Below are 25,721 nucleotides of genomic sequence, written 5' to 3'. Positions count from 1 at the left end.
CATGAGCTACGGTTGGAATGACGTACAACGCATCGCAGAAGAACTGGCTGAGGCCCATCCGGGCGTCGACCCTTACTCCGTAAGTTTCGTGAAGCTGCCGCAGATGATCAAGCAGCTGCCGGATTTCGACGACACGTCCGGCCGCGTAGGCGAGAAGGTGTTGGAGGCCGTCCAGACGCTCTGGGCTGACGAAATAGCCTGATCATCTTTGCACGTTAGGCAATACACCAGAACCCGCGTATAATTCGCGGGTTTAATTTTTCGCATTAATCACTGTTTCTGGAGTTACACCATGGCTGTTCAACGTACTTTCTCGATCATCAAGCCTGACGCTGTTGCTAAAAACGTTATCGGCGAGATCACCACCCGTTTCGAAAAAGCCGGTCTGCGCGTTGTCGCTTCCAAGCTCAAGCAACTGTCCAAGGCTGAAGCAGAAGGTTTCTACGCTGAGCACAGCGCTCGCGGTTTCTTCGGCGACCTGGTTGCTTTCATGATCTCCGGTCCAGTTGTCGTTCAGGTTCTGGAAGGCGAAAACGCCATCGCTCTTAACCGCGAACTGATGGGCGCTACCAACCCTAAAGAAGCTGCTGCCGGCACCATCCGTGCTGACTTCGCTGATTCCATCGACGCCAACGCTGTTCACGGTTCCGACTCCGAAGCAGCCGCTGCTCGTGAAATCTCGTACTTCTTCGCAGCTACCGAAGTAACCGCTCGATAAGCTTCAGGGCCAATGAGCGAGGGTGAATTCATGACAGCATTGACTGGCAAAACAAACCTGTTGGGTCTGACCCAGCCGGAAATGGAAAAATTCTTCGAGTCAATCGGGGAAAAACGCTTCCGCGCCGGTCAGGTAATGAAGTGGATTCACCATTTTGGCGTCGATGATTTCGATGCCATGACCAACGTCAGCAAGCCCTTGCGCGAAAAGCTCAAGAATAAGGCTGAGATCCGTGGTCCTGAAGTCGTCAGCGAGGACATCTCCACCGACGGCACCCGTAAATGGGTCGTCCGTGTCGAGTCCGGCAGCTGCGTAGAAACCGTTTACATCCCCCAAGGCAAACGCGGCACGCTGTGCGTTTCGTCCCAAGCGGGTTGCGCGCTGGATTGCAGTTTCTGCTCCACCGGCAAGCAAGGCTTCAACAGCAACCTTACTGCCGCCGAAGTTATCGGCCAGGTATGGATTGCCAACAAATCTTTCGGCAGTGTCCCGGCTACCGTCGACCGTGCCATCACCAACGTGGTGATGATGGGCATGGGCGAGCCATTGCTGAACTTCGACAATGTCGTGGCTGCCATGCATCTGATGATGGATGACTTGGGTTACGGCATTTCAAAACGTCGGGTGACGCTGTCTACCTCCGGCGTAGTACCGATGATCGATGAGCTGTCCAAGCACATCGACGTATCGCTGGCGCTGTCGCTGCACGCACCTAACGACGCGCTGCGCAACCAGTTGGTACCGATCAACAAAAAATACCCCTTGAAAATGCTCCTCGAATCCTGCCGTCGCTATATGTCGTCGCTCGGCGAGAAGCGCGTGCTGACCATTGAGTACACCATGCTCAAGGACATTAACGACAAGGTCGAACACGCGGTCGAGATGATCGAGCTGCTCAAGGACACCCCGTGCAAGATCAACCTGATCCCGTTCAACCCGTTCCCCCATTCGGGTTACGAGCGTCCGAGCAATAACGCAATTCGTCGTTTTCAGGATCTGTTGCATCAAGCCGGTTATAACGTCACCGTGCGCACCACGCGCGGTGAGGACATCGATGCCGCCTGTGGCCAGTTGGTCGGACAGGTCATGGATCGCACGCGACGCAGCGAACGGTACATCGCTGTCCGCGAACTCAGTGCCGAGGCCGAAGTGGCTCAGGTCGCCGCGTCCCGCACCTGACCGCGACTATTGACTGAGAGGATCTCTATGTCCCTGCGCGCTGCGCTATTGCTGTGTCTTGCCACGTTGCTGGTGGGCTGTGTTTCATCCGGCAACGTTGATCCTCTGAGTACCAGCAAGGGTCGTGATGAGGCACGTCAGGCCTATGTGCAGTTGGGACTGGGTTATTTGCAGCAAGGGCAGGTTGAGCGAGCCAAAGGGCCACTTAAAAGCGCGCTTGAACTGGATAGCTCCGACGCCGATGCCAATGCGGCGCTAGCGCTGGTGTTTCAGGCTGAGCAAGAACCGGAACTCACCGACAAGTATTACGCCAAAGCCTTGTCCTCACGCCCTAAAGACGCTCGCATTCTCAACAACTACGGCAGCTTTTTGTACGGTCAGAAACGCTACAAAGAGGCGTACGAGCGTTTCCAGCAGGCGGCAAACGACAACCTTTACGCCGAGCGCGCGAGGGTGTTTGAGAACCTCGGCATGACGGCGGTTATGCTCGGCGACCGGGAAGGCGCGCGGGAACATTTCTCCAAGGCGTTGCGTCTGGATCAGCAGCAGCCACGTTCATTGCTGGAAATGGCTGAGTTGTCTTACGAAGACAGGCATTATGTGCCGGCACGCGACTTTTACGACCGGTTTAGCCAACTCGCCGAGCAAAATGCACGTAGTCTCTTGCTGGGTACGCGGTTGGCGAAAATCTATGACGATCGCAACAAGGCAGCCAGTTATGGCCTGCAACTGAAAAGACTCTATCCCGGTACGCCGGAATATCAGCAATACCTGTCGGAGCAATGATGAAAGCGGCGCATCCCGAAGTTGTAGCAGCCACTCGCACCAATCCTGGGGAGACCTTGCGTCAGGCCCGCGAGAACAAAAACTGGTCGCTGCCAGATGTGGCTTTGAGGTTGAATCTGACCGTGACTTCCTTGAGCAATCTGGAAACCGGTAATTTCGACAAGCTGCCCGGCCACACCTTTGCAAGGGGCTACATCCGCGCGTATGCGAAATTAATGGAGCTGGATCAGGCTTCATTAGTCAATCAGTTCGACCAATACACCGGCACCGACGGCAAAGGCAGCAATGTCCATGCGCTGGGCCGTATCGAAGAGCCTGTGCGCCTGTCCCACAACATATTGCGTATCGTCAGTCTGCTCTTGCTGATTGCGTTGGTTGGCGGCGGTTTCCTCTGGTGGCAGGACCAGGCTGCGATGCGCGGCAAAGAGCCTGCCAGCGTCGGCATGGAACATGTTGAGGTAGAGAGCGCCGACGGCACCACGCAGATTCATCCGCTCGATGAGCCAGAAGATCAGGCTGTGGCGGATTCGCAGAACGCCAATTCCTCGCCACTGCCGCTCAGCAGCAGCGAGCCTGTCGCCGGATCGTCAACGCCTGCTGCGCCAACCACTTCATCGCCTTCAACGGCGCCTGTGACCACGGCGCCTGTTCCTGCTCATGGCACAACGACGCCAAACGCTCCGGTCGCACCCGTACATGCAGCGCCAGCCCCAACAAGCGCAGCGCCTGCGGTCGCCCCAACGACAACCGCTGAAGCGGCTCCCGTCGTTGCCGGTGCAGGCCAGGTTCAGGTGCAATTCACTGCCGATTGCTGGACTCAGGTGACTGACGGCAACGGCAAGGTCCTGACCAGCGGCTTGAAACGCAAGGGCGACAGTATCGACGTTAATGGCAAGCCACCTTTGACCCTGCGTTTGGGCTATGCCCGTGCAGCTCAAGTGAGTTACAACGGCCAGCCAGTAGATGTCGCACCTTTCACCAGTGGCGAAACTGCTCGCCTGAAGCTAGGGCAATAAGTCATGCACGGCGAATCACCGATCAAGCGTCGCGAATCTCGTAAAATCTGGGTCGGCTCCGTGCCGGTCGGCGGAGATGCGCCGATTGCAGTGCAGAGCATGACCAACAGTGACACCAATGACGTTGCGGCCACCGTTGCACAGATCAACCGTCTGGAAGCCGCAGGCGTAGACATTGTGCGTGTTTCAGTGCCGGACATGGACGCCGCCGAAGCCTTCGGTCGTATCAAGCAACTGGTCAAAGTCCCGCTGGTTGCCGATATCCATTTCGATTACAAGATCGCGCTGCGTGTTGCCGAACTCGGCGTTGATTGCCTGCGTATCAATCCAGGCAACATCGGTCGTGAAGATCGGGTGCGTGCTGTGGTCAGTGCGGCCCGTGACCGTGGCATTCCGATCCGCATCGGTGTGAACGCCGGTTCGCTTGAAAAGGACCTGCAGAAAAAGTACGGCGAGCCGACACCCGCTGCGCTGGTAGAATCCGCCTTGCGTCATGTCGAGCACCTTGATCGCCTGGATTTTCAGGATTTCAAAGTCAGCGTGAAGGCTTCGGATGTGTTCATGGCCGTCGAGGCCTACCGTCTGCTGGCCAAGCAAATCGTGCAACCGCTGCACCTGGGCATCACCGAAGCGGGTGGTTTGCGTTCAGGTACAGTGAAATCGGCCGTAGGCCTAGGTATGCTGCTCGCCGATGGCATTGGCGATACCATCCGTATTTCGCTGGCTGCCGATCCGGTCGAAGAAGTGAAAGTCGGTTACGACATCCTCAAGTCCCTGCGCCTTCGTTCCCGTGGCATTAACTTCATCGCCTGCCCGAGCTGCTCGCGGCAGAATTTCGATGTGGTGAAGACCATGAACGAGCTGGAAGGGCGGCTTGAAGATTTGCTAGTGCCACTAGACGTTGCGGTGATCGGCTGTGTAGTCAACGGTCCCGGTGAAGCGAAAGAAGCGCACATCGGTTTGACCGGTGGAACGCCGAACCTGATCTACATCGACGGCAAGCCTGCGCAAAAGTTGACCAATGACAATCTGGTGGATGAGCTGGAACGCTTGATCCGTCAGAGAGCGGCCGAGAAGGTCGAGGCTGATGCCGCCTTGATCTTGCGCAGCTGAAAGTGCCGCCAACCCAGTTTCTAAGGATTTTTTGTGAGTAAGCCTCTGCAAGCCATTCGTGGCATGAACGACCTCCTGCCGGAGCAGACGCCACTGTGGCGCTATTTCGAGGGCACGGTCGCGCGTCTATTGGATAACTACGGTTATCGCCAGATACGCATGCCGATCGTTGAGTTCACCGATCTGTTTAAGCGTTCCATCGGTGAAGTGACCGACATTGTCGAAAAAGAGATGTACACCTTCGAAGATCGCAACGGCGACTCCCTGACCCTGCGTCCGGAAGGCACTGCCGCCTGTGTTCGCGCGGTGCTGGAGCACGGCATCATCGGCGGTGGTCAGGTTCAGAAACTTTGGTACATCGGCCCAATGTTTCGCCACGAGCGTCCGCAGAAAGGCCGTTATCGCCAGTTCCACCAGATCGGCCTGGAGGTGTTCAACCTTGACGGTCCGGACATTGACGCCGAACTGATCGTGCTGACCTGGCGCCTGTGGAAGCTGTTGGGCATTCGCGATGCCGTCAAACTGGAACTCAACAGCCTGGGGACCAGCGAGGCGCGTGGCCGTTATCGCGAAGCACTCGTTGAGTTTCTGTCCGCACGTCTGGACCAGCTCGATGAAGACAGTCAGCGCCGCCTGAAAACCAACCCGCTGCGCGTGCTCGACACCAAACACCCTGAAACCCAGGCTGTTCTGGTGGATGCGCCGAAGCTGGCGGACTATCTGGATGATGAATCCCGCGTTCACTTCGAAGGCTTGAAAGCGCGTCTGGATGCCGCCGGCATTCCCTACGTGATCAACCCGAAGCTGGTTCGCGGGCTGGATTACTACAGCAAAACCGTATTCGAGTGGGTCACCGATCAGTTGGGCTCCCAAGGCACGGTGTGCGCAGGTGGCCGCTACGACGGTTTGGTCGAGCAGATGGGCGGCAAGCCTACCCCTGGCGTTGGTTTCGCAATGGGCATCGAGCGCTTGATCCTGCTGCTTGAAACCCTGGGACAAGTGCCCGAAGAGATCTCGCGTACGGTCGACGTCTATGTCTGTGCGTTCGGCGAAGCGGCCGAACTGGCCGCACTGGCGTTGTCCGAGCGTCTGCGTGATCAGGCCCCGGCTCTGCGTCTGCAGGTCAACGCCGGCGCTGGCAGCTTCAAAAGTCAGTTCAAGAAGGCCGACAAGAGCGGCGCGTTGTATGCGCTGATCCTGGGTGACGAAGAACTGGCGCGCAAGGAAGTGGGCGTCAAGCCTTTGCGCGGTCAGGGCGAACAACAAAATATTGCCTGGGATGCTCTTTCCGAGCACCTGGCCACCTGCATCGTGCAGGGTTGAAGCTGACAAACAGCGGATTTAGCGAATAGGAGTATTGGGGTGTCGAGTACCGATGATGAACAGCTGGTGGCGGTCAAGGATTGGTGGCAGCGTAATGGCAAGCCACTGGTAACTGGCGGTCTCCTCGCGCTGATCGTGGTGTTGGGGTGGCAAGCCTGGCAGAAGTATCAATCCAATCAGTCGCAGGGTGCTTCGGCCCTCTATCAGCAATTGCTGGAAACCGCGCTCACGCCAAGCGGGCAGGCAGATGCCGGTCGTGTAGCGGAGATCGCCGGCAAGCTGAAAAGCGATTTCGGTGGCACTCCCTACGCCCAGTACGGCAGCCTGTTCGTGGCCAAGGTTGCGGTTGATACCGGCAAGCTTGACGATGCTGCTGCTGAATTGAAAGGCGTGGCCGACAAGCCTGCGACCCCGACGCTTGGTGAAATCGCTCGTCAGCGTCTGGCCCGTGTGCTGGCTGCTCAGAACAAGCCGGAAGACGCGTTGAAATTGCTGGACGGCCAGGCTGACAAAGCGTTTCTTGCCGCCCGCGAAGAACTGCGTGGCGATCTGCTGGTTCAGATGGGTCGCACGGACGATGCGCACGCTGCTTACCAAAAAGCCAAAGCCGCGCTGTCTGAAGAAGCTGCGGTCGGTGGCCTACAAATGAAGCTCGACGATCTGGCGAAAGGGGATGCGTGACGTGATTCGTTGGAAACATGCAGCATTGCTGGCTCTGGCCGTTCTGGCCGCGGGTTGCAGCAGCAACAGCAAAAAGGAATTGCCTCCGGCCGAGCTGACCGACTTCAAAGAAGAAGTGGTCCTGCAAAAGCAATGGAGCCGCTCGGTCGGTGACGGTCAGGGCGAGACCTATAACATGCTGATCCCGGCCATCGAGGGCGAAAACATTTTCGCCGCCGACACCACCGGTATCGTCATGTCGATCAAGCGCTCAAGCGGCGACGTGGTCTGGAAGAAAGAACTCGACAAGCCTGTCTCCGGCGCCGTTGGCGTTGGCTACGGCATGGTCATGGTCGGCACGCTCAAGGGCGAAGTTATTGTCCTTGACGAGTCAACCGGCGAAGAAAAATGGCACGCTCGCGTGACCAGTGAGGTGCTGGCCGCTCCGTCAACCAACGGCGACGTGGTGGTGGTCCAGACTCAGGATGACCGCGTAGTTGGCTTTGATGCGGCCACCGGTACTCAGCGCTGGATCTACGAAAGCACACCTGCGGTCCTGACCCTGCGGGGTACTGGCGCGCCAATCGTTACCAATCACCTGGCGATTGCCGGCCTGTCGACGGGCAAAGTTGTTGCGCTTGAAACCAGCAACGGTGTTCCGGCGTGGGAGCAGCGCGTCGCAATTCCACAGGGTCGCTCGGAGCTGGATCGCGTGGTCGATATCGACGGCGGTCTGCTGCTGTCTGGCGGTACGCTGTATGTCGCAACCTACCAGGGTCGCGTTGCCGGTCTGGAACTGGAAAGCGGTCGCGTGCTCTGGCAGCGTGATGCATCGAGCTATGCCGGTGTAGCCCAAGGTTTCGGCAGCGTTTACGTGAGCCTGGCCAACGGCACCGTTGAAGGCATTGATGAGCGTTCTTCGACTGCACTGTGGAGCAACGACTCGTTGGCCCGTCGTCAGTTGGGCGCGCCGGAAGTGTTCTCCAGCTACGTCGCGGTCGGTGACATGGAAGGCTATCTGCATCTGCTGAGCCAGGTCGACGGTCGTTTCGTCGGTCGCGAGAAGATTGACGGCGATGGCCTGCGTGCCCGCCCGTTGGTATCGGGCAACACCATTTACGTCTTTGGCAACAGCGGCAAGCTGGAAGCCCTGACGATCAAGTAGTGGCTGTCTATGCTAGTGGGACTTCCAGTGAGGTGTCCCGCTAGCAGCCTTGCTCTGGCAGGGCTTGCGACACGTTGAGTGTCGCTCCGAACTCCGGCCGCTGCCTTGCAGCGGCTTTTGTATTTTCTGAAATAACGAAGTGGAGAGCCGCATGGTTCCCGTAATCGCCCTGGTGGGTCGACCGAACGTCGGCAAGTCCACCTTGTTCAACCGCCTGACCAGGACTCGCGACGCCATCGTCGGCGACTTGTCCGGTCTGACCCGTGATCGCCAATACGGTGAGGCCAAGTGGCAAGGGCGCAGCTACATCCTGATCGACACCGGCGGTATTTCCGGTGATGAACACGGCATGGACGAAAAGATGGCAGAGCAGTCGCTGCTGGCCATCGAAGAAGCCGATGTCGTGCTGTTCCTGGTCGATGCCAAAGCCGGTTTCACTGCTGCTGATCAGATGATCGGCGAGCACCTGCGCAAGCGCAACAAGACCTCGTACGTGGTTGCCAACAAAGTCGATAACATCGACCCCGAAATGGCGCGCGCTGAGTTCAGCCCATTGGGCATGGGCGATGCAATCCCGGTTGCTGGCGCCCATGGTCGCGGCATTACGCAGATGCTGGAAATCGCCCTCAGCTCGTTCCCCAAGGACGATGACGAAGAAGAAGGCGAACCGGAAGTCGTCGCTGAAGGCGAAGAAGCCAAGCGCATTCCTGGCCCGAGCGAAAAAGACGGCATCAAGATCGCCATCATCGGTCGTCCAAACGTGGGTAAATCGACGTTGGTCAACCGCATGCTGGGTGAAGACCGGGTCATCGTCTATGACGAGCCGGGCACTACGCGCGACAGTATCTACATCCCGTTTACGCGCAACGACGAGAAGTACACGCTGATCGACACGGCCGGTGTGCGCAAGCGCGGCAAGATCCACGAGGAAGTCGAAAAGTTCTCGGTGGTCAAAACCCTGCAGGCGATCAAAGACGCCAACGTGGTGATCTTCGTGATGGACGCCCGCGAAGGCGTCGTCGACCACGATTTGAACCTGCTGGGCTTTGCGCTGGAAGCGGGCCGTGCACTTGTTATCGCACTGAACAAGTGGGATGGCATGGTGCCGAGCGAGCGCGACTACGTGAAGACCGAGCTTGAACGCCGGTTGTTCTTCGTCGACTTCGCTGACATTCACTTCATCTCAGCGCTGCACGGCACGGGCGTGGGTAACCTGTACCAATCGGTGCAGAACTCGTTCAAGTCCGCGGTCACCCGCTGGCCAACCAGCCGCCTGACTCAGATCCTTGAAGATGCGGTCGGCGAGCACGCGCCACCGATGGTCGGTAGCCGACGCATTAAGCTGCGTTACGCTCACTTGGGTGGCGCCAATCCGCCACTGATCGTGATCCACGGCAACCAGGTCGACAAGGTTCCCAAGTCCTATGTCCGCTACTTGGAAAACACCTATCGCCGCGTCTTGAAGCTGGTCGGTACGCCGATCCGCATCGAATTCAAAGGCGGCGAGAACCCGTACGAAGGCAACAAGAACACGCTGACTGACCGTCAGGTCAACAAGAAGCGTCGGATGATGTCGCACCACAAGAAAGCCGACAAGAAGCGCCGCGACAAGCGCTGATCGTGTAACAGGCTTTCTCCGAAAAGGCGCCAATGGCGCCTTTTTTTGTGCGCGCACAATGGGCTATCCTGCGGGTCCCCGTGCCGTCCAGGAGCCGGGTGTGGAGCAGGAATCCCCTCATGATCACCAGCAAATTGCCGAACGTTGGCACCACCATTTTTACCGTGATGTCCCAGCTTGCAGCCGAAACCGGCGCGATCAACCTTTCTCAAGGATTCCCCGACTTCGACGGCCCGGACGCGCTGCGCGAAGCACTCTGTCGCCACACCATGGACGGCCACAACCAATACGCCCCAATGACCGGTTTACCCGCGCTGCGTGAGCAGGTCGCTGCCAAGATCGCTCGTTCCTACGGCCGTCAGGTCAATGTCGACACCGAAGTGACCATTACACCCGGCGCGACTCACGGGATTTTTTGCGCAATCCAGACCGTGGTTCAGGCCGGAGACGAAGTTATCGTCTTCGATCCAAGCTACGACAGTTATGAACCCTCGGTTGAGCTGGCGGGCGGGCGCTGCGTGCATGTGCAGCTCAAGGGAGATGATTTTTCGATTGACTGGGAACAACTCAGCGCCGCCCTGAGCCCACGCACGCGCATGATCATCATCAACTCGCCGCACAACCCCAGCGGTGCACTGATCACCCGCAGCGAACTGGACCAGTTGGCGGCGTTGATTCGGGATCGCGATATCTATCTGGTCAGCGACGAAGTCTATGAACACCTAGTGTTCGACGGCGTGAAACACGCCAGCGTTCTGGCCCATGAAGAGCTGTATCAGCGGGCGTTTGTGGTCAGCTCGTTCGGCAAGACTTATCACGTGACTGGCTGGAAGACTGGCTATGTCGTGGCCCCGCCGGCGTTGACCGCAGAGATGCGCAAGATCCACCAGTTTGTCGGTTTCTGTGGCGTCACCCCATTGCAGTGGGCATTGGCTGACTTCATGGCGCAGCACCCCGAGCACGTCGAGGAGCTGCCGGCGTTCTATCAAGCCAAACGCGATTTCTTCTGCAATCAACTAGAGTCATCGCGCTTTGTCTTCACGCGGGCTCAAGGCACCTATTTCCAACTTGTCGATTATTCGAACATTCGACCGGACCTGAACGACGTCGACATGTCGTTGTGGATGACCCGTGAACATGGCGTCGCCAGCATCCCCATTTCCGTGTTCTACCAAAAGCCGCCTGAGGGCCAACGCTTGATCCGTTTGTGTTTTCCCAAGCGTGAAGAGACGTTGCGCCAGGCTGCGGAGAAGTTATGCGCGATCTGACTTTGCTGCCTGATCTCAATCTGGCGTTGGTGCAAACCACGCTTGTCTGGCATGACTGCCCGGCTAATCACGCGCACTTCGATGAGTTGTTGAGTGAAGTGCGTGACGTCGATCTGGTGATCCTGCCGGAGATGTTCACTACCGGTTTTTCGATGGAGTCCGAGCTGCTGTCCGAACCTGCTCAGGGTGTCACGTCGGCCTGGATGCTCGCGCACGCCAAGCGCTTGAACGCCGTCGTGACCGGCAGCGTGATTGTGCGTGCCGAAGACGGCAGCCATCGCAACCGCCTGCTGTGGGCGCGCCCCGACGGCGAGTTGCTGCATTACGACAAGCGTCACTTGTTCCGTATGGCGGGCGAACATGAGCATTACAGCCCTGGCGAGCGTCAGGTGCAATTCGAGCTCAAAGGCTGGCGGATTCGACCGCTGATTTGCTACGACCTGCGTTTTCCGGTCTGGAGTCGCGACGCTCACAATACGGACCTGTTGCTCTACACCGCCAATTGGCCAGGCGCTAGAAGACTGCACTGGAACCGTTTGCTGCCAGCTCGGGCGATTGAAAACCTGTGCTACGTGGCGGCGGTCAACCGTGTTGGTACCGATGGCAAAGGGTTTGCGTATACCGGCGACAGTCAGGTGCTGGACTTTCAGGGTGAGAGCCTGCTCAACGTCGGGGCTGCGGACGGGGTGTTTCTGGTCAGCCTTTCGGCCGAAAGCCTGAGCGCCTATCGGAGCAAATTCCCGGCATGTCTCGACGCTGATACATTCGAGATACAGTAATGCTATGAAGTTGGAGCGTTGACGGTCGATAGCGGTAGTACCAAAACCGGAGTTCAGTCATGACCACGATCAACGCCTCTTCCCTCACTACCGCCAGCTCCTTCAACGTCACTGTGAAGAAAGACGTTGCCACCACTGCGGACGCCGATGCCGCTACCACCACTTCAGCAACAGCAAGCGACTCTACCGGTGCTACCGGGAAAACTGGTGCACCCAGCGGGGCAGCAGGGGCGGGTGGCAGTTCCAGTTCCTCGAGCAGCACCAGCGAAGCGGCGATCGAGAAGCTGGAACAGCAGATCAAAGAAACCGAAAAGCGCCTGCAGGAACAGCAGGAGCAACTGGCCGCTGTTCAAGCGAGCAAAGGTCCTGAGGAGGAAAAGTCCCAGCGGTTGATGGCTATTCAGGCTCAGGTTGCGAGCACCAGTGCATCGCTCGCCACTCAGCAAGGGGCACTTCTGCAACTGCAGCAGTCAGGCAGTATCAATACCACTGCTTGATCCGTAGATACGGTCGCCTTTCTGGGTAGAAAGGCCGTCGATCGGCAACAGGAAAAAACACCCCGTCGGCGCACTTCAGATTGACGTGGGATGGCCGATATCGCCTGTAATAAAACAGGAGTTCAGCCATGACCATCATTAACACGAGTTCTTTGGGGTCGTATTCCAGCGTGTTCGCTGCCGGTGTTAAAACGGATAAATCTGAACCCAGCGATGCCACCACTGTGAGCGTCGATTTGCGTGGCACCGTGATGAAACCTTCCGGGTCCGCCGGCAAGGCAGAGTCCTCCGAAAGTCTCACGCCGTCCCAGCAGGCGATCAAGCAGTTGCAGGAGCAGATCAAGGAGACTCAGAAACGTTTGCTGGAGCAGCAACAACAGTTGGCGGTTGCACAGAACAGTAAGTTGCCTGAGCCGGAAAGAGGCCAGCAGGTGATGGCAATCCAGCAACAGGTTTCGGGCACCATGGCCCAACTGGCGGCGCAGCAGGCTGCTTTGCTGGAATTGATGAAGGGCAGCGTCAGCACGACCGCTTGATTGCCATGCTTAACGAAAAGGCCCCGAAGTCTGCACTTCGGGGCCTTTTTATTTAATAGGGTAAACCCCGTATGCGTTGACCATAAAAGCGTCTGTAGGAGCAAACTTGTTCGCGAGAGATCTTGGCCGACAGACCGCGTCGGATACCTCGCCAACAAGTTGGCTCCTACAGATTTAGGGCTTATGCGGCTTTGGCTTCAGCCTGAACCAGCGAACGATTCAAAGCACTGAACAGCGCGCGGAAGCTGGCGGTGGTGATGTTCTCGTCGATACCCACACCATGGACCGCACGATCACCGTTCACCCGCAGTTCGATATACGCCGCGGCTTTGGCCGTCGTACCCGCACCGATGGCGTGTTCGTTGTAATCCATGATTTCAACGCCCACCGGCAGACTTGACACCAACGCCTCCAGCGCACCATTGCCTTTGCCTTTCCAGTGCAGATTGGTCTCGCCGTCACCTTTGGCGGAAACCTCGACTTCTACGGCGCTGTGGCCGTTCTCTTCCTGAAGGCGGTGGCTGACCAGCGCGTAAGGTTTGTTGGCTTGCAGGTATTCCTGCTTGAACAGCGCGTAAATCTGTTGCGCACTCATCTCCAGACCCAAACGATCGGTCTCGCCCTGAACCACCTGGCTGAACTCGATCTGCATGCGGCGGGGCAGGGAGATGCCGTATTCCTGCTCCAGCAGATAGGCGATACCGCCCTTGCCCGACTGGCTGTTGACGCGGATCACTGCTTCGTAGCTGCGGCCGATATCAGCCGGGTCAATCGGCAGGTAAGGCACTTCCCAAACAGCGTCGGGTTTCTGTTGCGAGAAGCCCTTACGGATGGCGTCCTGGTGAGAGCCGGAGAACGCAGTGTGTACCAGGTCGCCGACGTACGGGTGACGAGGGTGAACCGGGATCTGGTTGCATTCTTCGACGACTTTGCGCACGCCGTCGATATCCGAGAAGTCCAATTGCGGGTTCAGACCTTGGGTGTACATGTTCAGTGCCACAGTCACCAGATCAACGTTGCCGGTGCGCTCGCCGTTGCCGAACAGACAACCCTCGACACGGTCTGCGCCTGCCATCAGGCCCAGTTCGGTTGCCGCAACGCCAGTGCCACGGTCGTTGTGGGTGTGCAGGCTAATGATCACACTGTCGCGACGGGTGATGTTGCGGCTGAACCACTCGATCTGGTCGGCGTAGATGTTTGGCGTGGCTACTTCAACAGTCGCGGGCAGGTTGAGGATGACCTTGTTCTGCGGCGTTGCGTTCCAGACTTCGATCACGGCGTCGCAGACTTCCTTGGCGAACTCCAGCTCAGTGGCGCTGAAAGTCTCAGGGGAGTACTCGAACTGCCATTGTGTTTCTGGCTGTTGAGCGGCGTATCTGACGAACAGCTTGGCGGCGCTGACCGCGATCTCCTTCACGCCCGCCTTGTCTTGATTGAAGACAATGCGACGGAAAGAAGGGGAGGTGGCGTTGTACAGGTGAACGATAGCTTTCTTGGCCCCCTTGAGGGATTCAAAGGTCCGCGCGATCAAGTCTTCACGGCCTTGAGTGAGCACCTGAATCGTGGTGTCGTCCGGGATATGTCCGTCTTCGATCAGGGTACGCACGAAGTCGAAGTCGGTTTGGGAGGCTGCCGGAAACGATGCTTCGATTTCCTTTACGCCAACCTGAACCAGGGTTTTCCAGAAGCGCAGCTTCTTGACCGCATCCATTGGCTCGATCAGCGACTGGTTGCCGTCACGCAAGTCAGAACTGCACCAGATCGGCACCTCGGTAATGGTCTTGGAAGGCCAGGTGCGGTCGGGCAGATCAATGACCGGGAACGCGCGGTACTTGGTTGAGGGGTCTTTGAGCATCGTCATGTAAGCAGTCCTTTAAATACTGAGGGCCGAGAAAAGGCGGCCAGCCGGTTCAAACGTAGACAGGGATCGAGGCACCGCAACTAGCTTTGCAGTCGTGCACTGACCAGGCTGAGGCAGCGATGCTGACGCAGCAAAATGAGGGTGTGAGAGGTTTTCATAACGGCCACCGTAACCAATGGGGTGAAAGCTGGCAAGCTCTTGGGGAAAATTGGTAGAAGTCGTCAGTTAAAACAACTAGCCGAGATAAACGTGCACTGATTCCCTGCTCTCCGGGATTTTATTGCTGCGTATCTCTGGCCGGCGCCATCCAGCCGTTGTAGGAGCGGGCTTGCTCGAGATGCGTTCTTTTCGGCCGCCCAAGATGTGAACGACAAATCCCAATCGCAAGCAAGCTCACTCCTACAGGTTGGGTGCTATGGCTGGAAGGCTCCGATAAATATAGCCGGGTCCACCCGCGCATCATTCAAGCTGATGTTCCAGTGCATGTGCGGCCCGGTCGCCCGACCTGTTGACCCGACACGGCCAACAACTCCGCCGCGCGGCACGGCATCACCGACCTTCACGTCGATCTTCGACATATGGCAGAACATGCTGATAAAACCTTGACCGTGATCCACAAAAACAGTGTTGCCGTTGAAGAAGTAATTACCGATCAGAATCACCTTGCCCGCCGCTGGGGATTTGATCGGCGTACCAGCCGGCACCGCGAAGTCCAGCCCCGCGTGAGGGTTGCGCTCTTCGCCGTTAAAAAATCTACGTACACCAAACTTGCTCGACAGCGGCCCATCCACCGGTTTGTCCAGGATCAGGTTGCTTGGCGTGCCTGGGCTGAAACTGCGATAAGCCTGAACCTGCACCGCCAACTCACCTTCGATCCGTTTCAGGTCATCTGGGTTGGGATTGACCTGTCGCTGGTTCTTCAAAGTGATGCGCTGCTCGGGGTAGTTTTTGTTACCCACAACGAATGACAGGTTGCGGCTGCCGCTCCCGTCTTTGGCTACCAATTGCTGAGTACCGGGTTTGACCGTCAAGGGGACGCCGATGATCGCCAGCCAGCGGTTGCCTTGCTCCTTGACCACCATGACGGGTTTGCCCTGATAAGAGGCTTTTGGCGCTTCTATTCCCGTCCCCAGGTCTACCACTGCGACGCCGCCGGGTACCGGCTTGTGCAAGGCGCGGGTGATGAAGCTGTCAGCAGGTGCTGCAGCAAACGCGGGTACGATCAGGCAAGTAGTCAGCGCGACAGTTGTCAAAAAACGAGTCATACCGAGCATCGATAATCAATCCAGTAAAGAGAGGGTAACGGGCGTCAGGTGGTTGTCCTCAACGCGCACAAGCAACTCGCCTTCGCCCAGTTTCGCCGTCAGGCGCTGACCGGTTTTGGTCTGCTCGGCATTGCGAATGGCGTGCCCCTTATCGTCCAGCAGAATGCTGTAACCGCGACCCAGGGTTGCGAGGGGGCTGACAACGTTGAGCGTCTGCACCTGATTTTGCAGCTGCAGACGGCGGGTTTTCAGATTATCCCTGATGGCTTTAGGCAGACGCTCGGCCAATACGTCCAGGCGTTGGCGCAGGAAGGCCAGCGTACGGCCGGGATGTTGCGCCGCGAGCCTGCTTTGCAAATGACTCATGCGCACCTGACGCTTGTGCATCTGTTGCTCGAAGGCGCGGCGCATGCGCATGTCCAGATCATCCAGACGTTGGGCCCGTTGGCGCAGACGCTCACCAGGATGTCGCAAGCGGCGGGAAATACCGTCCAGTCGCAATTGCTCGCGCATCAAGCGGTCTTGCATACGGCTGATCAAACGACGTTGCAGGCTATCCACCCTGCGATGCAAGTCGCTGGAGTCAGGTGCCAGCAGTTCGGCGGCAGCGGAAGGGGTAGGGGCGCGGACGTCTGCGACGAAATCGCTGATCGACACATCCGTTTCATGCCCGACAGCGCTGACAATCGGCGTCACGCAGGCGTCGATGGCCCGTGCCACTGCTTCTTCGTTGAAACACCACAAGTCTTCAAGGGAGCCGCCGCCGCGCGCGAGGATTAGCGCATCAAATCCACGACCGTCCGCCAGTTTCAGCGCACGCACGATTTGCCCAATAGCTTCGCGGCCCTGCACGGCGGTGGGGATGAGGGTCAGTTCAACCTGCGGCGCGCGACGACGAAAGACGCTGATGATGTCGCGAATCACCGCCCCGGTTGGCGAGCTGATGATCCCGATGCGCCGCGGATGCAAAGGCAGCGCAACCTTGCGTTCAGCGCTGAACAACCCTTCGGCGCTGAGTTTCTCTTTCAGCGCATCGAACGCCAGGCGCAGTGCACCATCGCCTGCGGGCTCAACGGTATCGAGAATCAGCTGATAATCGCCGCGCCCTTCAAACAGCGAGACCTTGCCCCGCACCTTCACGGCCAGGCCATCTTTCAACGCCTGGCGCACCCGCGCAGCGTTCTGCCGGAACAGCGCGCAACGCACTTGAGCGCCGGTGTCCTTGAGCGTGAAATACACGTGGCCGGAAGCGGGCCGGGAGAGATTGGAGATTTCGCCCTCCACCCAGATGTTGGAGAACACATCCTCCAGCAGCACGCGAGCGCGGCCGTTGAGCTGGCTGACGGTGAGGACTTCCCGGTCGAGGCCGAGTCTTGCGAAGGGGTCTTTGATCATGGCGGGCATGATAAAGGCAATAGGGCGATCGTCACCACAGGAGATCAACGCCGCGCGCTGCCAGACTCACGCTGAATTTCTGTAGGCGCCAACTCGTTGGCGAGAAGGCGGCTCGGTCACTCAGATAAATCGTCTCGCGAACAAGTTCGCTCCTACAGAACGTGTTCGGCAGTTCTTCTATATATGTTGCGATGGACTGGTTAAAGTCTGCGCCCATCATTTCCGTCAATCTGTTCAGAAAGGAGGCGCTGTGACCGTTGCCGGGTTGTTGGCCGAGTTCAGTCAGCTGGGGTTTACTCCAATGGATTGGCTGATCATCGAGTTGGGCGTCATCGCCGCCTATCTGGTATTTGCCATTGCAGGCTTCGGCACTGCACTTGTGGCAGGTCCTGTTTTGATTCACTTCATGCCCCTTTCGCGAATCATCCCGCTGCTGGTGATGCTCGACTTTCTCGCCGCCTTCAGCCACTTGCTGCCCTCGCGGCAACAGGTGGTCAAGTCCGAGCTATTGAGGATGGTGCCGTGCATGGCCGTAGGCTGCACGCTGGGTGTAATGTTCCTGCTCAATCTCAAGTCCGACCTGCTGCTGTTGCTTATGGGTATATTCCTGATTGCCTACTCGGTTTACAGCCTGGCGATCAAGGTTCGTCCGACCCAGCTGTCTGCAGGATGGGCGATCCCGATGGGCACGGTCGGCGGATTGTTTGGTGCGTTGTTCGGCAGTGGCGGCTTTCTCTATGCGATCTACTTGAATGGCCGACTGACCGATAAAACTCAGGCGCGCGCCACGCAGAATGCACTGATCAGTTGCAGCACCATCGTGCGCTTGAGCCTGTTCGTGATCACCGGGGTGTACGCGCAGATTTCCCTGCTGTTGCTGGCTGTGTGCATTCTTCCGGCAATGATCATTGGCTCCTGGATCGGGCGCCATCTGGTTACGAAGCTATCGCGGGAAATGTTCGTGCGACTGGTCACCTGGCTGGTGCTGCTCAGCGGGGTCACGCTCATTGGCCGCTATCTGACTGGCTGATGGCTGACTTGACCTCAGCGACGACCGCATTAAGCTGCCGCACTCAGTTGATCGTCAGTGACAGGCCAGTCCATGAACACCCAAAGCATCATCGCCCCGCAAATTTCCAGCTTTCCGGCCCGCGAAGCCAAGGCCCGCGCGATCTTGCGCTGGCTGGTCAAACTGGATGTGGTCGAAGAAGCCCTGAGCACCTGCGGCCGTAGCTATAACAAGATGGCCTACGCAATTGCGCCCGGCGCCAGGCGCTTCGTCGAAAATCCCGACGCGCTGCCTTACGGCAAAGAGGTCAATGGGTTGGAGATTGTGCTCAAGCGCTGCATCTATACGCCGCAGCAGGGGTTCGTCGAAGAGGCGGGCTGTCCCGAATGTCGCCGGGAGATCGGCGAAGCGCTGTTCGACAGTCTTGAGGAATGGATGCCGGGGCATACCGATAATTTTATCTGCCCGGAATGCCGGCACGAAGATGACATCAACGGTTTTATGTTTCTTGATCCCTGCGGCTTCTCCAATTTGGGGTTCATCTTCAATGACTGGCTCGACGCCGGCTTCAAACAGAGTTTTCTAGATGATTTTGCAGAGCGGCTGGACCGTCCGGTGTCTTTTGTTAAAGTTCGGCTCTAAGGCATGCGGTAAGGGGGAAATTGATGATAGAGCGCGTCGATCACGGTGATTCTTAAATAGACTGATCTTTACATTGAGCACAGGTACCTCTCTGGGTATAATGGCGCGCTTCCAATTTCCCGCTCGGGAGCCCCCGCGATGCTGCGTATCAGCCAAGAAGCTCTTACATTCGACGACATTCTCCTAGTGCCCGGTTATTCCGAGGTGCTTCCCAACGAAGTCAGTCTGAAAACCCGTTTGACCCGTGGCATCGAACTGAATATCCCCCTCGTTTCTGCTGCAATGGATACCGTCACTGAAGCCCGTCTGGCAATTGCCATGGCTCAGGAAGGCGGCATCGGGATCATTCACAAGAACATGACCATCGAGCAGCAAGCTGCCGAAGTCCGCAAGGTCAAGAAGTTCGAAGCCGGCGTAGTCAAGGACCCGATCACCATCGAGGCCGACGCTACGGTTCGTGACCTCTTCGAACTCACCCGCCAACACAACATTTCCGGTGTACCGGTCCTGCATGACGGCGAACTCGTCGGCATCGTGACCTCGCGCGATGTGCGCTTTGAGACCCGTCTGGAAGCCACCGTTCGTGAAGTGATGACGCCCAAAGAGCGTCTCGTCACAGTCCGTGAAGGCGCCGACAAGTACGAAGTGCGCGATCTGCTGCACAAGCACCGTCTGGAAAAAGTCCTGATCGTCGACGCCAAGTTCGCGCTCAAGGGCATGATGACCGTCAAGGACATCGAAAAATCCAAAGCCTATCCACTCGCCAGCAAGGACGACCAAGGTCGTTTGCGTGTTGGCGCAGCAGTCGGTACCGGTAAAGACACGGGCGAGCGCGTCAGCGCACTGGTGTCCGCCGGTGTAGACGTCATTGTCGTCGACACTGCGCACGGCCATTCCAAAGGTGTGATCGACCGCGTTCGCTGGGTCAAGCAAAACTTCCCTGACGTGCAGGTGATTGGCGGCAACATCGCCACCGCCGCCGCAGCCATCGCACTGGTCGAGGCGGGCGCTGATGGCGTCAAGGTCGGCATCGGTCCTGGCTCCATTTGCACCACGCGCATCGTTGCCGGTGTCGGCGTTCCGCAGATCAGTGCAATCGCCAACGTGGCGGAAGCGCTGAAAGGCACTGACGTTACTCTGATCGCTGACGGCGGCATCCGCTTCTCCGGCGACCTGTCCAAAGCCATCGTTGCCGGTGCGAACTGCGTGATGATGGGTTCGATGTTCGCCGGTACTGAAGAAGCGCCAGGCGAAATCGAACTGTTCCAGGGTCGTTCGTACAAAGCTTATCGCGGCATGGGTTCGCTGGGTGCGATGTCTCAGACCCAAGGCTCTTCGGACCGCTACTTCCAGGACTCGTCCGATGGCGCCGAGAAGCTGGTGCCTGAAGGTATCGAAGGCCGTGTGGCCTACAAGGGTTCGCTGACCGCCATCGTTCATCAGTTGATGGGCGGCCTGCGCTCTTCCATGGGCTATACCGGCAGCGCCAACATCGATGAGATGCGCACCAAGCCTGAATTTGTGCGCATTACGGGTGCCGGCATGGCGGAGTCTCACGTCCACGACGTGCAGATCACCAAGGAAGCGCCGAACTATCGCGTAGGTTGACCCGAAATGCATTCGGTCACACCGGATGCGTTTCCATATTGTGTAGCGGGGCTGTTCATTGCAGCCCCGTGTCGTTTCTGAATTTAGCTCATCGAGAATGACTCATGGCCCTCGACATTCACGCCCACCGTATCCTTATCCTCGACTTCGGTTCCCAGTACACCCAACTGATCGCCCGCCGCGTGCGTGAGATCGGTGTGTACTGCGAACTGCATCCGTTCGACATGGACGATGAAGCTATTCGCGAATTCGCACCGCGCGGGATCATCCTCGCTGGCGGTCCGGAGTCTGTGCATATCGCTGACAGCCCGCGCGCACCACAGGCAGTGTTCGACCTCGGTGTTCCGGTCTTTGGCATTTGCTACGGCATGCAGACCATGGCCGAGCAGTTGGGCGGTCGCGTTGAAGGCTCTGAGATGCGCGAGTTCGGCTACGCCCGTGTCGACGTCGTCGGCAAGAGTCGCGTACTCGATGGCATCGAAGATCATGTCGATGCCGACGGTGTTTTCGGCCTCGATGTGTGGATGAGCCACGGCGACAAAGTCACTCAGATCCCCGAAGGCTTCCACCTGTTGGCCAGCACTCCTAGCTGCCCAATCGCCGGTATGGCCGATGACACTCGCGGCTACTACGGCGTGCAATTCCACCCTGAAGTGACCCACACCAAGCAGGGCGGTCGCATCCTCTCGCGCTTCATCCTCGACATCTGCGGCTGTGAAGCACTGTGGACCCCGTCGAAGATTGCCGAAGACGCCATCGCTCAAGTCCGCGCTCAGGTTGGTACTGACAATGTGCTGTTGGGCCTGTCTGGCGGCGTCGATTCTTCAGTGGTTGCCGCGCTGCTGCACAAGGCGATCGGCGATCAACTGACGTGCGTCTTCGTCGATAATGGTCTGCTGCGCTTGCACGAAGGCGAGCAAGTGATGGCCATGTTCGCCGAGAACATGGGCGTCAAAGTGATCCGTGCCAATGCTCAGGACCAGTTTCTCAACAACCTGGCAGGCGAAAGCGATCCGGAGAAGAAGCGCAAGATCATCGGTCGCACCTTCATCGACGTCTTCGATGCCGAGTCCTGCAAACTGGACAACATCAAGTTCCTGGCCCAAGGCACGATCTATCCGGACGTGATCGAGTCGGCTGGCGCCAAGAGCGGCAAGGCGCACGTGATCAAGTCCCACCACAACGTGGGCGGTCTGCCGGAAGAGATGAACCTGAAACTGGTCGAGCCCCTGCGCGAACTGTTCAAGGACGAAGTGCGTCGTCTGGGGCTGGAACTCGGTCTGCCGTACGACATGGTCTATCGCCATCCATTCCCGGGCCCGGGTCTGGGCGTTCGTATCCTGGGTGAAGTGAAAAAGGAATACGCCGACCTGCTGCGTCGCGCTGACCACATCTTCATTGAAGAGCTGCGCAAGGCCGACTGGTACCACAAGGTCAGTCAGGCGTTCGTAGTGTTCCAGCCAGTGAAGTCCGTTGGCGTTGTAGGCGATGGCCGTCGTTACGCGTGGGTTGTTGCACTTCGCGCCGTTGAAACCATCGACTTCATGACCGCGCGTTGGGCTCACCTGCCTTACGAGCTGCTGGAAACCGTCAGCGGTCGCATCATCAATGAAATCGAAGGCATCTCCCGCGTGACTTACGACGTGTCGAGCAAGCCGCCGGCGACGATTGAGTGGGAATAACCACCCACCGCCGAACCCATTTCGGCGCTGAAACGTTTTGACCCATAAGGGCAGCCCAGGCTGCCCTTATGTTATTCCAAATGCGGGTGTATCGTATTTGCCCCTCGGGCGGTTGCCCGCCAGCGCTTCACCCCCCCCCTGTATTTCTCAAGGTGCCCCTCATCCATGTCTTTTACCCGTCGACAAATACTCGGAGGTCTGGCCGGTCTTGCCGTCGTTGGGTTGGGCGCGGGAGGGGCTTCGCGGTATTGGTTGGGGCGGGCCGGTCCGGGCGAGGGGCACGATTACGAACTGATCGCCGCGCCCTTGGACGTCGAATTGGTCGCGGGCCATCAGACTCCGGCCTGGGCCTTTGGCGGTTCGGTGCCGGGTACTGAGTTGCGGGTCAGGCAGGGCGAGTGGCTTCGGGTGCGTTTCATCAACCAGCTGGAAGTCGAGACCACAATTCACTGGCACGGTATTCGTCTGCCGCTGGAAATGGACGGCGTACCTTACGTGTCGCAGCTTCCGGTCAAGCCGGGTGAGTATTTCGATTACAAGTTCCGTGTGCCGGATGCCGGCAGCTATTGGTATCACCCCCACGTCAGCAGCAGCGAAGAGCTCGGGCGCGGGCTTGTCGGGCCGCTGATCGTCGAGGAGCGAGAGCCCACCGGTTTTGCCCATGAGCGCACGGTCAGCCTCAAGAGCTGGCATGTGGACGAAGAGGGCGCCTTCACGCCCTTCAGCATCATCCGCGAGGCCGCGCGGGAAGGCACGGCGGGGCGGCTTTCGAGCATCAACGGCATTCCTCAGGGCGTCATCGATTTGCCAGCCGGGCAGATCGTACGGGTGCGCATCCTCAATCTCGACAACACCGTGACCTACCGTTTGAATCTGCCGGGCGCCGACGCGCAGATTTACGCGCTCGATGGCAATCCCGTAGCGCCGCGCCCGCTGGGCAAGGATTACTGGCTGGGGCCGGGCATGCGCATCTGTCTGGCGATCAAAGCGCCGGCCGCAGGTGAAGAAATTCCTTTGCGCAACGGCCCAGTGCGATTGGGGACGTTTCGTTCAGTCGCCAGCAGCGACAAGCCCGGCGAATGGCCTGCGCAGCTGCCAGCCAATCCCGTTGCCGAGCCGGATCTGGAAACAGCAGAAAAGCTTAACTTCAATATCGAGTGGGCCGGGGCGGTGTCGGTCAATGTCGATAACGGCAAGCCGCCGAGCCTTTGGCAAATCAACGGTCAGGCGTGGGACATTACCGACAAGACCTGTGCGGATCGTCCGATTGCCAAGCTGGAAAAGGGCAAGAGCTACATTTTCGAATTGAAGAACATGACCCAGTATCAGCATCCGATTCACCTGCACGGCATGAGCTTCAAAGTCATCGCCTCGGATCGCAGGAAGATCATTCCGTATTTCACCGACACCTTTCTGCTGGGCAGAAACGAGCGCGCACGTGTTGCGCTGGTGGCGGATAATCCCGGCGTGTGGATGTTCCACTGCCATGTGATCGATCACATGGAAACAGGTCTGATGGCAGCTATCGAGGTTTCGTAATGCGCCAGCCGCAAATCATCGATCGCAGCCGCGATCAACATTTCATGCGTGAAGCGCTGGCTCTCGCATCGCAGGGCGCTCTGCTGGGCGAAGTCCCGGTGGGCGCCGTTGTGGTCCAGGACGGAGAGATCGTCGGTCGCGGTTTCAACTGCCCTATCAGTGGCAGCGACCCCAGCGCTCATGCCGAGATGGTCGCTATCCGCAACGCCGCCCAAGCCTTCAGCAATTACCGGTTACCCGGCAGCACGCTGTACGTGACCCTCGAGCCGTGCAGCATGTGCGCAGGTTTGATCGTCCATTCGAGAATCAATCGTGTGGTTTTTGGTGCGTTGGAGCCAAAGGCAGGGATCGTCCAGAGCCAGGGCCAGTTTTTCACCCAGTCCTTTCTCAATCATCGGGTGCTGTTCGAGGGCGGCGTGCTGGGCGAGGAGTGCGGGACGATGTTGAGCGAGTTTTTCAGGATGAGAAGAGCGAAGGGTTGAGCCTACAGCGGCGCTTTCTCTTCCGGCGGTTTGGTCTTGTCGACGCCGGGCACATGCAGATTGCTCTCGGCGACCTGGCTGCCTTCCAGCTGCGGCTGAGTCACCCAAGTGAGGATGTCGTAATAGCGACGGATGTTGGCAACGAAGCTGACCGGCTCTCCGCCTCGGGCGTACCCGTAACGGGTTTTGCTATACCACTGTTTCTGCGCCAGACGCGGCAACATTTTTTTCACGTCGAGCCATTTATTTGGATTCAGTCCCTCGTTTTCCGCCAATTTGCGCGCATCGTCGAGATGACCGCCACCAATGTTGTAGGAAGCGAGAGCGAGCCACGTACGATCAGGCTCTTGAATTTTGTCATCTAGCTGATCCTTTACATAGGCAAGATACTTTGCCCCGCCTTTGATGCTTTGTTTGGCGTCCAGCCGGTTGGAAACGCCCATCGCCTGAGCAGTACTTTGAGTCAGCATCATCAGCCCCCGAACACCGGTTTTCGAGGTCACGCCGGGTTGCCATAAGGATTCCTGATAGCCGATGGCTGCCAGCAGTCGCCAATCCACCTGTTCTTCCTTGGCGGAGGACTGGAAGCTCTTTTCGTACTTGGGCAGGCGCTCTTGCAGATGCTGGGCGAAGGTGTAGGCGCCAACGTAACCCAAGACGTCCACATGGCCGTAATAGCGGTCTTTTAACCGCTGCAGCATGCCGTTCTTCTGCGCCTTGTCGAGGAACGCGTTGATCTCGTTAAGCAGACTGTTGTCGTCGCCCAGCGCAACGGCCCAGCGTTGATTGCGCCCATCGCCCAAGTCAAAAGCTACCCGCACGTTTGGGAAATACACCTGATTCATCGCCAGTTCGTTGGAGTCGACCAGCGTCAGGTCAATCTGGCCCTCATCGACCATGCGCAACAGATCGACGACTTCAACCTGATCGGATTCTTCGTACTGTAATTGCGGGTATTGGACTTTCAGCGCCGCCAGTTGCTCGGCGTGGCTGCTGCCTTTGAGCACCAGGATGCGTTTGCCCACCAGATCGCCGGGATCAGTGGGGCGATTTTGCCCGTTGCGATAGATAACTTGAGGGGTGACTTCGAGGTACTGATGGGAGAAACGCACCTGCTTGGCGCGTTGCTCGGTGCTGACCAGCCCTGCGGCAGCGAGGACTGGCCCACCGGGTTTATTCATCTTGTCGAACAGGTCGTCAATGTTGTCAGCCGTCTCGATCTTCAGCTCCACGCCGAGATCGTCGGCGAAACGCTTGACCAGTTCGTATTCGAATCCGGTCTCACCGCTGCGATCCTGGAAATAGGTCGCCGGACTGTTACGGGTGACGACGCGCAGCACGCCATCCTCCTTGACTCGTTCAAGTGTGTTGGGTTTCTCAACACACGCACCGAGCAGCAGGAAGATTCCGGTAGCGATGAGCCACTTGGCGCAGCGTGGGCGGAAATCTGATTGGGAAAACATCGGTGCAGTATACGCAAAGGAGCCTGACCGCCATATCTCGACAGCGAAGGTTGGGTCTGATAGAGCAGCGACTTCTCGACGCGTTTGCCAGTCGCGCATTGCCGTGCCGACGTTCGG

The 25,721-nt window shown here is 58.1% G+C and carries 24 protein-coding genes; 20 read left to right on the top strand and 4 right to left on the bottom strand.

Annotated features, from left to right (window positions below; all coding sequences use genetic code 11):
* Window position 1 precedes the first annotated feature (1 nt).
* The 14 genes from iscX to ACWKWM_RS12515 all read left to right on the top strand — a co-directional run bounded on the left by iscX (window position 2) and on the right by ACWKWM_RS12515 (window position 12,658).
* Complete coding sequence (gene iscX / locus ACWKWM_RS12580; protein ID WP_483846452.1) at window positions 2–202, top strand: Fe-S cluster assembly protein IscX; 201 nt, start codon at window positions 2–4, stop codon at window positions 200–202.
* Between the two features lie 90 nt (window positions 203–292).
* Entirely contained in the window at window positions 293–718 is a 426-nt protein-coding gene (gene ndk / locus ACWKWM_RS12575; RefSeq protein WP_002552482.1) for a nucleoside-diphosphate kinase, read from the top strand.
* A 30-nt stretch (window positions 719–748) separates the two neighbouring features.
* Complete coding sequence (rlmN, locus tag ACWKWM_RS12570; protein ID WP_483846451.1) at window positions 749–1,897, top strand: dual-specificity RNA methyltransferase RlmN; 1,149 nt, start codon at window positions 749–751, stop codon at window positions 1,895–1,897.
* Window positions 1,898–1,924: 27 nt separating this feature from the next.
* Window positions 1,925–2,683 carry a type IV pilus biogenesis/stability protein PilW gene (gene pilW, locus ACWKWM_RS12565; protein ID WP_483846450.1) on the top strand — a complete coding sequence of 253 codons (759 nt, stop codon included), beginning with the start codon at window positions 1,925–1,927 and terminating at the stop codon, window positions 2,681–2,683.
* Window positions 2,683–3,699 (top strand): RodZ domain-containing protein, encoded by a 1,017-nt coding sequence (locus ACWKWM_RS12560; protein ID WP_483846449.1) that lies wholly within the window; start codon window positions 2,683–2,685, stop codon window positions 3,697–3,699. Before pilW ends, ACWKWM_RS12560 begins: the two co-directional genes overlap by 1 nt.
* A gap of 3 nt (window positions 3,700–3,702) precedes the next feature.
* Window positions 3,703–4,812, top strand: coding sequence for a flavodoxin-dependent (E)-4-hydroxy-3-methylbut-2-enyl-diphosphate synthase (ispG, locus tag ACWKWM_RS12555; protein ID WP_483846448.1), 1,110 nt, complete (start codon window positions 3,703–3,705; stop codon window positions 4,810–4,812).
* 33 nt (window positions 4,813–4,845) lie between these two features.
* Window positions 4,846–6,135, top strand: a complete 1,290-nt coding sequence (gene hisS, locus ACWKWM_RS12550; RefSeq protein WP_483846447.1) for a histidine--tRNA ligase — start codon at window positions 4,846–4,848, stop codon at window positions 6,133–6,135.
* A gap of 39 nt (window positions 6,136–6,174) precedes the next feature.
* Entirely contained in the window at window positions 6,175–6,816 is a 642-nt protein-coding gene (locus ACWKWM_RS12545) for a YfgM family protein (RefSeq protein ID WP_483846446.1), read from the top strand.
* Window positions 6,809–7,960, top strand: coding sequence for an outer membrane protein assembly factor BamB (gene bamB / locus ACWKWM_RS12540; protein ID WP_483846445.1), 1,152 nt, complete (start codon window positions 6,809–6,811; stop codon window positions 7,958–7,960). Before ACWKWM_RS12545 ends, bamB begins: the two co-directional genes overlap by 8 nt.
* A 151-nt stretch (window positions 7,961–8,111) precedes the next feature.
* Entirely contained in the window at window positions 8,112–9,578 is a 1,467-nt protein-coding gene (gene der / locus ACWKWM_RS12535; protein ID WP_483846444.1) for a ribosome biogenesis GTPase Der, read from the top strand.
* 119 nt (window positions 9,579–9,697) lie between these two features.
* Window positions 9,698–10,846: a pyridoxal phosphate-dependent aminotransferase gene (locus ACWKWM_RS12530; RefSeq protein WP_483846443.1), complete on the top strand. Its 1,149-nt coding sequence runs from the start codon at window positions 9,698–9,700 to the stop codon at window positions 10,844–10,846.
* A complete protein-coding gene (locus ACWKWM_RS12525) occupies window positions 10,834–11,625 on the top strand; it encodes an amidohydrolase (RefSeq protein WP_483846442.1) in 792 nt (263 codons plus the stop codon). Before ACWKWM_RS12530 ends, ACWKWM_RS12525 begins: the two co-directional genes overlap by 13 nt.
* A gap of 59 nt (window positions 11,626–11,684) precedes the next feature.
* Window positions 11,685–12,122 carry a hypothetical protein gene (locus ACWKWM_RS12520; protein WP_483846441.1) on the top strand — a complete coding sequence of 146 codons (438 nt, stop codon included), beginning with the start codon at window positions 11,685–11,687 and terminating at the stop codon, window positions 12,120–12,122.
* 128 nt (window positions 12,123–12,250) lie between these two features.
* A complete protein-coding gene (locus ACWKWM_RS12515) occupies window positions 12,251–12,658 on the top strand; it encodes a hypothetical protein (RefSeq protein WP_483846440.1) in 408 nt (135 codons plus the stop codon).
* A 181-nt stretch (window positions 12,659–12,839) separates the two neighbouring features.
* Here the strand turns inward: ACWKWM_RS12515 and leuA are convergent, their stop codons facing one another.
* From leuA to xseA, 3 genes are all read right to left on the bottom strand, one after another.
* Entirely contained in the window at window positions 12,840–14,519 is a 1,680-nt protein-coding gene (leuA, locus tag ACWKWM_RS12510) for a 2-isopropylmalate synthase (protein WP_483846439.1), read from the bottom strand.
* 413 nt (window positions 14,520–14,932) lie between these two features.
* Complete coding sequence (locus ACWKWM_RS12505) at window positions 14,933–15,784, bottom strand: peptidoglycan DD-metalloendopeptidase family protein (protein ID WP_483846438.1); 852 nt, start codon at window positions 15,782–15,784, stop codon at window positions 14,933–14,935.
* 15 nt (window positions 15,785–15,799) lie between these two features.
* Window positions 15,800–17,179, bottom strand: a complete 1,380-nt coding sequence (gene xseA, locus ACWKWM_RS12500; protein WP_483846499.1) for an exodeoxyribonuclease VII large subunit — start codon at window positions 17,177–17,179, stop codon at window positions 15,800–15,802.
* A 301-nt stretch (window positions 17,180–17,480) separates the two neighbouring features.
* On the opposite strand from xseA, the gene ACWKWM_RS12495 reads away from it, so the two are divergent.
* The 6 genes from ACWKWM_RS12495 to tadA all read left to right on the top strand — a co-directional run bounded on the left by ACWKWM_RS12495 (window position 17,481) and on the right by tadA (window position 24,141).
* Window positions 17,481–18,209 carry a sulfite exporter TauE/SafE family protein gene (locus ACWKWM_RS12495; protein WP_483846498.1) on the top strand — a complete coding sequence of 243 codons (729 nt, stop codon included), beginning with the start codon at window positions 17,481–17,483 and terminating at the stop codon, window positions 18,207–18,209.
* A 72-nt stretch (window positions 18,210–18,281) separates the two neighbouring features.
* Window positions 18,282–18,830, top strand: a complete 549-nt coding sequence (locus ACWKWM_RS12490) for a sugar ABC transporter ATPase (RefSeq protein WP_483846437.1) — start codon at window positions 18,282–18,284, stop codon at window positions 18,828–18,830.
* A 138-nt stretch (window positions 18,831–18,968) separates the two neighbouring features.
* The gene (gene guaB / locus ACWKWM_RS12485; RefSeq protein WP_483846436.1) at window positions 18,969–20,438 is read left to right on the top strand and encodes an IMP dehydrogenase; all 1,470 of its coding nucleotides are present in this window, start codon (window positions 18,969–18,971) and stop codon (window positions 20,436–20,438) included.
* A gap of 104 nt (window positions 20,439–20,542) precedes the next feature.
* On the top strand, window positions 20,543–22,120 hold the full coding sequence (gene guaA / locus ACWKWM_RS12480; RefSeq protein ID WP_483846435.1) for a glutamine-hydrolyzing GMP synthase: 1,578 nt from the start codon (window positions 20,543–20,545) through the stop codon (window positions 22,118–22,120).
* A gap of 165 nt (window positions 22,121–22,285) precedes the next feature.
* Window positions 22,286–23,659: a multicopper oxidase family protein gene (locus tag ACWKWM_RS12475; protein ID WP_483846434.1), complete on the top strand. Its 1,374-nt coding sequence runs from the start codon at window positions 22,286–22,288 to the stop codon at window positions 23,657–23,659.
* A complete protein-coding gene (gene tadA, locus ACWKWM_RS12470) occupies window positions 23,659–24,141 on the top strand; it encodes a tRNA adenosine(34) deaminase TadA (RefSeq protein WP_483846433.1) in 483 nt (160 codons plus the stop codon). The genes ACWKWM_RS12475 and tadA overlap by 1 nt, the downstream gene beginning before the upstream one ends.
* A 2-nt stretch (window positions 24,142–24,143) precedes the next feature.
* On the opposite strand, the gene mltF is transcribed toward tadA, so the two are convergent.
* Window positions 24,144–25,604, bottom strand: a complete 1,461-nt coding sequence (mltF, locus tag ACWKWM_RS12465) for a membrane-bound lytic murein transglycosylase MltF (RefSeq protein ID WP_483846432.1) — start codon at window positions 25,602–25,604, stop codon at window positions 24,144–24,146.
* Window positions 25,605–25,721: the final 117 nt, after the last annotated feature.

The sequence above is a fragment of the Pseudomonas rosaeacicularis genome, assembly GCF_057128745.1.
The sequence above is the reverse complement of the archived record's forward strand: the minus strand, read 5'-3'. Positions and strand labels throughout refer to the sequence as shown.

Excerpts from the sequence above, each read along its gene's own strand:
- iscX (WP_483846452.1), top strand. The coding sequence starts at position 2 with ATGAGCTACGGTTGGAATGACGTACAACGCATCGCAGAAGAACTGGCT.
- ndk (WP_002552482.1), top strand. The coding sequence starts at position 293 with ATGGCTGTTCAACGTACTTTCTCGATCATCAAGCCTGACGCTGTTGCT.
- rlmN (WP_483846451.1), top strand. The coding sequence starts at position 749 with ATGACAGCATTGACTGGCAAAACAAACCTGTTGGGTCTGACCCAGCCG.
- pilW (WP_483846450.1), top strand. The coding sequence starts at position 1,925 with ATGTCCCTGCGCGCTGCGCTATTGCTGTGTCTTGCCACGTTGCTGGTG.
- ACWKWM_RS12560 (WP_483846449.1), top strand. The coding sequence starts at position 2,683 with ATGAAAGCGGCGCATCCCGAAGTTGTAGCAGCCACTCGCACCAATCCT.
- ispG (WP_483846448.1), top strand. The coding sequence starts at position 3,703 with ATGCACGGCGAATCACCGATCAAGCGTCGCGAATCTCGTAAAATCTGG.
- bamB (WP_483846445.1), top strand. The coding sequence starts at position 6,809 with ATGCGTGACGTGATTCGTTGGAAACATGCAGCATTGCTGGCTCTGGCC.
- der (WP_483846444.1), top strand. The coding sequence starts at position 8,112 with ATGGTTCCCGTAATCGCCCTGGTGGGTCGACCGAACGTCGGCAAGTCC.
- ACWKWM_RS12530 (WP_483846443.1), top strand. The coding sequence starts at position 9,698 with ATGATCACCAGCAAATTGCCGAACGTTGGCACCACCATTTTTACCGTG.
- ACWKWM_RS12525 (WP_483846442.1), top strand. The coding sequence starts at position 10,834 with ATGCGCGATCTGACTTTGCTGCCTGATCTCAATCTGGCGTTGGTGCAA.
- ACWKWM_RS12520 (WP_483846441.1), top strand. The coding sequence starts at position 11,685 with ATGACCACGATCAACGCCTCTTCCCTCACTACCGCCAGCTCCTTCAAC.
- ACWKWM_RS12515 (WP_483846440.1), top strand. The coding sequence starts at position 12,251 with ATGACCATCATTAACACGAGTTCTTTGGGGTCGTATTCCAGCGTGTTC.
- leuA (WP_483846439.1), bottom strand. The coding sequence starts at position 14,519 with ATGACGATGCTCAAAGACCCCTCAACCAAGTACCGCGCGTTCCCGGTC.
- ACWKWM_RS12505 (WP_483846438.1), bottom strand. The coding sequence starts at position 15,784 with ATGACTCGTTTTTTGACAACTGTCGCGCTGACTACTTGCCTGATCGTA.
- xseA (WP_483846499.1), bottom strand. The coding sequence starts at position 17,179 with ATGATCAAAGACCCCTTCGCAAGACTCGGCCTCGACCGGGAAGTCCTC.
- ACWKWM_RS12495 (WP_483846498.1), top strand. The coding sequence starts at position 17,481 with ATGGATTGGCTGATCATCGAGTTGGGCGTCATCGCCGCCTATCTGGTA.
- ACWKWM_RS12490 (WP_483846437.1), top strand. The coding sequence starts at position 18,282 with ATGAACACCCAAAGCATCATCGCCCCGCAAATTTCCAGCTTTCCGGCC.
- guaB (WP_483846436.1), top strand. The coding sequence starts at position 18,969 with ATGCTGCGTATCAGCCAAGAAGCTCTTACATTCGACGACATTCTCCTA.
- guaA (WP_483846435.1), top strand. The coding sequence starts at position 20,543 with ATGGCCCTCGACATTCACGCCCACCGTATCCTTATCCTCGACTTCGGT.
- ACWKWM_RS12475 (WP_483846434.1), top strand. The coding sequence starts at position 22,286 with ATGTCTTTTACCCGTCGACAAATACTCGGAGGTCTGGCCGGTCTTGCC.
- tadA (WP_483846433.1), top strand. The coding sequence starts at position 23,659 with ATGCGCCAGCCGCAAATCATCGATCGCAGCCGCGATCAACATTTCATG.
- mltF (WP_483846432.1), bottom strand. The coding sequence starts at position 25,604 with ATGTTTTCCCAATCAGATTTCCGCCCACGCTGCGCCAAGTGGCTCATC.